Here is a 5,783-nt window from a genome sequence, read left to right on the forward strand (position 1 = left end):
TGCTACTGAAACCACTACCCAGGCTGATGCACTTTCCGCTGCCAAGGCAAAAGCTGCCGCTTCAGAAAAAGCAGCTGCTGATCAGGCAAAAATTGCCTCTGCAGCAGCAACAGCTAAGGAAAATCAGGCTAATGTGACTGCTAAAGCTCAGGAAACTGCAGAAAAAGCAGCTACCGACGCACAGACAGCAACTTCTGACCTTGCATCTGCTAAGCTTAAGGCCAATGACGCTGCGGCAACCAAGGAAGCAGCAGCTTTGCACGTTACACGTAAGCAGAATGAACTGAATGACGCACAAAAGGCCGCAGATGAGGCTCAGGCAGCTGCTAACGATGCAAAAGCCGGAACCGACCTCGCAACCTCTGTTGTTACTAATGCACAGAATGCTGTAAACAAGGACAACACCGATATTTCCACGCTTCTTGAACAGCAGAAGCTTGCACAACTGATGGTTGATAATGACAAGACTCCTAATGCCATGCACCAGAATAATCTGGAAAAGGTTAAGAGCCAGGTTGGTACTGCCATTGCTCAGTTAAACACGGACACAACCAAGCTTGAAAATGCAAAGACAACTCTGACAAAGGCGCAGGAGACTAAGGCTGGGGCAGATCTTGACCTTCATGTTAAGCAGAAGGCAGTTGAAACTGCTAAGTCTGCTCTCACATCTGCTCAGGATTTGAAGGCCGGCGCTGATCTTGACCTTCACGTTCAGAGAGACAAGAAGGCTGGGACCGACCTTGATGCACACTTCCAGGCTAAAAAGCTTGCCAACCTTCAGAAGCAAGCTGATGCTGATAAAGCCGCATACGACGAAATTGCTGGTAACGACGCCAAGGCTCAAGCTCTCAACGATGGCCTGAAGAAGACTGCTGCTGACGACCTTGCCAAGGCTCAGGCTGCTAAAGACAACAACCGGGGTGAAGATACCGACAGTAACGGAAACGAAAACACTGACGACCAGGGTACTGACACCGATGATGCAGCAAAGCCTACTACTGAAGAAGGCAAGCAGGCTCAGGCTGAAGGTTACAAGGCACCGACAGCTAAGTCTCTCAACACTACCGCAACCAAGAAGGCTGCTGCTAAGTCCGCAAACAAGTCCCTCACCCAGACTGGTAACAGCGTCAACACCGCTGCTACCGCCGTTGGTGCAGTTGCTGCCATGGGCGCACTGTTCGGTCTTGCTGGGCTTCGCAAGCGCAACGCTTAACTAACCAGTAACCAAATAGTTCCACTAGCGAAGAAGCTCCCGCAATGTAAACTGTGGGGGCTTCTTTTGCGTGTCAAGCACTAATAGGTTACAAGTATTAACCATATACCAACTAGGAAACCGCAATTTGCAGAACATAATAACAGTAAAGACACCCGAAAACGAGAACTTAGCAACAGGTTCGGTACTGCTTAGGGGTCCATGTCTGCAGCATTTATCCTCATTCCCGCAGCATCCGTCAACCACGAAGAAAATAACATGTTTACAGTAGACACGTTTAGTAAAGAAGAGCTATTGCAGCGTCATAATCAATCAGAGCGGTTTCGACTAACTCTGAAAGACAGACTCGCCGGTGAACAAAACTTAGCGCCCGCACTTGATGAGTTCATCGAGCTGGAGAGCCAAATGCTGGTTGCGGATGATGGCGCGGTGACAATGTCATTCGATCAACCAAATGAGGAATATAGACACCTATACAAATAATCGCATGCATGAATTTAGGATCAGAGGGATTTTCTGATCCTTTTTTATTGATTCACGAACAGCCTACCAGGTATCCGTGAATGCTTAAGCTAACATATCAGGTTCAAACAAAACGTTTGTTATTTTATGTCGCAAAATAAGCACCTAAATGACCGACCAAGTACAATTATTACCGTCCATAGTGCAAATTCAGCTTAGATATTGCAGTACTTTCTAATATTAAATCGTTTTACAATGGCGAAATTCAGACCATCAACACATAGGACTACCTGCGGTTTCTCAGAGTATCAACTTGCTCATAGCCTGGTATGCCTGAAATCATTTGAGCCTGAGAACGGATTTGTTTGCCAATCTAAGTACTACAACTGCCAAAACTAGCATTACGCTGCGCTAGATGTGCTAGAATCGTAAACATCTGTTTTCTATTTTAAAAAACGCTTGTTTTCGTAAAAATATTTATTTCTCATCAACTTTTTAGAAAAAGAGCGTACGTTCGTAAAATTGTGGCATATAGCGTTATCCGCGCCCCCAACTATCAGCTAGTTAGTTATATTAACTAACACGTTGACCGATAATCACTACATGTTAACTGGTATAGACTGATATTCATACATGAAAATTATAGTTAGGGTCAGCAAATCGTTACATAAGCTGATTGTTAATCACTTTATAAAAATCGTAGTAATAGCTGGAATTTTCTGTAATCACTAACTGATTATGGTCAACTTTAGACCGCGATTATTCAAAAATGGTCTTTGGGGTTAACATCTAGAAATCAGCTTTAAAATAACAATTAGCACGAACTTTAGAAACCATAACTACTCAGTCAATCATTAAAATATAAATAGAAGTGCTTATCATCTGGATAATTTCCTAAAATAAAGCGCTTGCCATTATTTTCCGAGCCCTGTATTCTAGTAATCAAGGGGGAGCAAAAGCCAAGCAACACGCAAGGTTGAGCTCACCTCCCCGAATCGATGAAGCAAAGCGAATGAAGTTGATAACGTACTTGGTAATCTACAAATTCCACGTATAACTTCTCATTCAACGCAAATCGATGTGACAATTAATAACGCCACACATTGCAGATCATCATCGCCATCAGCCAACTAATAATTCTGAACGATAGTCAGAACTAGCGGATGCAGTAGAACCTATCTACGCAACATCTTGCACTATACCAGATGACGCAGCTGACTACGTAAAACGACAATCATAGTAATGACGACGAGATGTACACAGTGCGCAAACGTTAAGGAAAGGACGTGTCAACGATGTACTACCTAGTTCACGACGTATAGAGGTGGCCGGCCACCGAAAATTTTAACTCAGTTTTGTGTTAATAAACACAGTACGAAAGGACGGCATCGAATCTACAGTAGGCACCACAGATTCTTCACCTCTGGCCCCCTGGTCAGAACGCTACTTCCCAACGTGAAGATAGCGGAGAAAGGAAGCGATAAATTATGCCTAGGCATAAAGACAAACTAAGCATGTGCGCAGAAACTTCCTTAGACACAACTTCCCAAGGAGGGAAAATTATGAATAACGCAAACAAAAATTCTCTTTCAAAGACAAATCAATCCCGCACAAACTTCAAGATGTTTAAAGCGGGTAAGCGTTGGGTATTTGCCTGCGCAGCAGTGCTCACCATGATGGGCGGAACAATTTCAGCATTTGTAACCACCCCTTATATGACACACGCGGCCACGGAATCAGTACTACGTCGTGCAGCAAGCGCACCAAAGGTATCCGAACCCGTGACCACCGACGATACAACCGTTAGTGGTACTGCAGATCCAAACGTAACGATTAGCATTAAAGTTGCTACCGGAGAAGACATTGAAGGCCAGTCTGACTCTAATGGTGACTTTTCCGTTGAGATTACTAAGCAACCTTTGGGAACGGTACTAGAAGTAATGGCAATTGGCGCAGACTTCCTTCCTAGCGAAGTAACATACGTGACCGTAAAGGCTGCGTCCACAACGACTGTCGATGCCCCTGATGTTAATAAAGTGACTACAAGTTCCACAACAATTACAGGCACTGCAGCTCCGAACAGCCACATCACAGTAACTAAAGATGATGGGTCAAAGCTCGTTGAGGGTGATGCCAGCAGCTCCGGTTCGTTTAGCTTGACAATTCCAAAGCAAGCCGCCGGCACAAACCTACATGTAACTGCAACAGTCAATGATGTGCCAAGTAAAGCAACTACAGTGCAAGTAACCGATGATAGCACTCCAGCTACTGTAGCCGCCCCTGTTGTTGGCGAAGCCACCGAGGGTGACACCAGTCTCTCTGGAACAGCAACTCCCGGTGACACCATCCAGGTGTTCGATAGCTAAAACAACCAGGTTGGTAAAGATACTACTGTAGGCACTGATGGAAAGTTTTCGGTAAGTATGAACGCACTCGAAGCAAATGCGAAATTTACAGTGTATGCCGTACGTGAAGGAAAGCAGAGTGCAGCAGTTACGGTAACCGTTAGCCCGAAGGCTTCCGACGTGGTTCAAGCTCCTTCAGTTACTGAAATCTCCGAAGCTGAAGATACAATCACAGGTACTGGTCAGGCCGGGACAACAGTAGAAGTTTCAACGACAGAGGATTTTAGAGCAATCCTAGGCTCTGCGCTAGTTGACAACTTAGGCCGATTCTCAGTTGAAATTGGACAGCAGAAAGCAAATACACAGTTATATCTTCGTGCAAAGCTAAACGATAAATACTCCGATGTAATTGAAACAACAGTTACCTCCACAACGACCGAAATCGATATTAACGACCAGCCGTTAACAGAAAAAACAACCTCCATAACTGGATTTGCGCCAGTTGGAAGCAGCGTTCGTATTACCGATAGCGACAAAAAAGTTCTAGGTGTTGATGTTGCTGATGAAGGCAATGAAGGAAATGGCTTCACTATTGCACTTAATCGGGCTCTCAAAGCTGGCGAACAAATTACCGTTACATCGACACTGAATGATACCGTACTATCAAAGAGCTACACCGTGCAAAAGTCTATTGCAAACATTGTGCTTGATAAGAATGAGTCTGGCAACTCACCTGCTGGTATTAGCGGTACGGGGCAACCTGGGGCTACGTTAACAGTTGACAAGAACACGGCCGATGGACCCGAGCGCTTAGACGCAGTTATTATTGGTGATGATGGTAAGTTCAACATCCGATTCGCCGAAAAACAAGATGTAGGAACCGAATTGGTACTGAACTCAGAATTAAATGAAGTGCCTTCTGAGGAATTATCCGCTGAGGTTTTGCCATTTGATCACGCAACCATTAACGCCGAAAGCAATGTACAGGTTGTTTTCGGAACTGTAACCAAGAAAGGTAATAGCAACGAACCAATCGATGAGGTTCAACTACTCAACGGAACTACACTCATTGGGATTGCTACGCCAAACTCAGATGGAACATTTGCAATCGCAGTGCCTGATAACGCGCTAACCACAGACACTCTGACGGTCAAGACAATTTCTTACGACGGATATTCTGAATCTACCCTCTCTGGAGGCATCAAGCTTTCACCAGCAGACGTCTACTCTGCCGTTGTAGGTGACACCACCGTAACTGGATACGCTGTTGATCCAAGCGCAACGCTGGATATGTACGTAATTGGTTCAGATGGCAAAACACTAGGCAAGCAGGTTGGTGTTGGTTCATCAACAACTACCGGGAACTTCACTATTAATGTAACGGGCGGTGTACTGGCCGCCACAAACTACGCTGTTGTAGTGAACGGTGACGTAAACAACTTCGTGAAATTAACGGTTGTTGCACAAAAGAACCTCTCTGCGGTGGCTGATAGTTCCGCTAAGACACTTAAGGGGACTGCACCATCTGGTACGCAGGTTGTTGTACAGAGTCTATCAGATCTTGATCTGACGCGGACAATGATTGCTACCGACAACGCATTCAGTTTCTTACTCAGTGGTACACCAAAGAAAGGTGACAAGTACCTTGTAAGCTACATTTCCGCTGATGGCACCATTGAACACGAAATCTGCACCGCAATTTAGCCAAACAAAAAGGGGTCTACACTTTCTGGTGTTGGAGATTTTTCTCCAACTCAGAGGTG

3 protein-coding genes and 1 pseudogene are annotated in these 5,783 nt (G+C 45.1%); all 4 read left to right on the forward strand.

What is annotated here, in order from left to right; all coding sequences use genetic code 11:
• A pseudogene (locus FC18_RS07365) lies at positions 1–1,213 on the forward strand (hypothetical protein); the annotation flags it as partial.
• Between the two features lie 201 nt (positions 1,214–1,414).
• Positions 1,415–1,696 carry a hypothetical protein gene (locus tag FC18_RS07370; RefSeq protein ID WP_156660888.1) on the forward strand — a complete coding sequence of 94 codons (282 nt, stop codon included), beginning with the start codon at positions 1,415–1,417 and terminating at the stop codon, positions 1,694–1,696.
• A gap of 1,541 nt (positions 1,697–3,237) precedes the next feature.
• On the forward strand, positions 3,238–4,041 hold the full coding sequence (locus tag FC18_RS07375) for an Ig-like domain-containing protein (protein WP_054680115.1): 804 nt from the start codon (positions 3,238–3,240) through the stop codon (positions 4,039–4,041).
• Between the two features lie 57 nt (positions 4,042–4,098).
• Positions 4,099–5,724 carry an Ig-like domain-containing protein gene (locus tag FC18_RS07380; protein WP_056975915.1) on the forward strand — a complete coding sequence of 542 codons (1,626 nt, stop codon included), beginning with the start codon at positions 4,099–4,101 and terminating at the stop codon, positions 5,722–5,724.
• Positions 5,725–5,783 lie beyond the last annotated feature (59 nt).

This window comes from Lacticaseibacillus sharpeae JCM 1186 = DSM 20505, from assembly GCF_001436225.1.
Taxonomy (GTDB): domain Bacteria; phylum Bacillota; class Bacilli; order Lactobacillales; family Lactobacillaceae; genus Lacticaseibacillus; species Lacticaseibacillus sharpeae.

Coding starts and splice junctions, on each gene's coding strand:
- FC18_RS07370 (WP_156660888.1), top strand. CDS start 1,415: ATGTCTGCAGCATTTATCCTCATTCCCGCAGCATCCGTCAACCACGAA.
- FC18_RS07375 (WP_054680115.1), top strand. CDS start 3,238: ATGAATAACGCAAACAAAAATTCTCTTTCAAAGACAAATCAATCCCGC.
- FC18_RS07380 (WP_056975915.1), top strand. CDS start 4,099: ATGAACGCACTCGAAGCAAATGCGAAATTTACAGTGTATGCCGTACGT.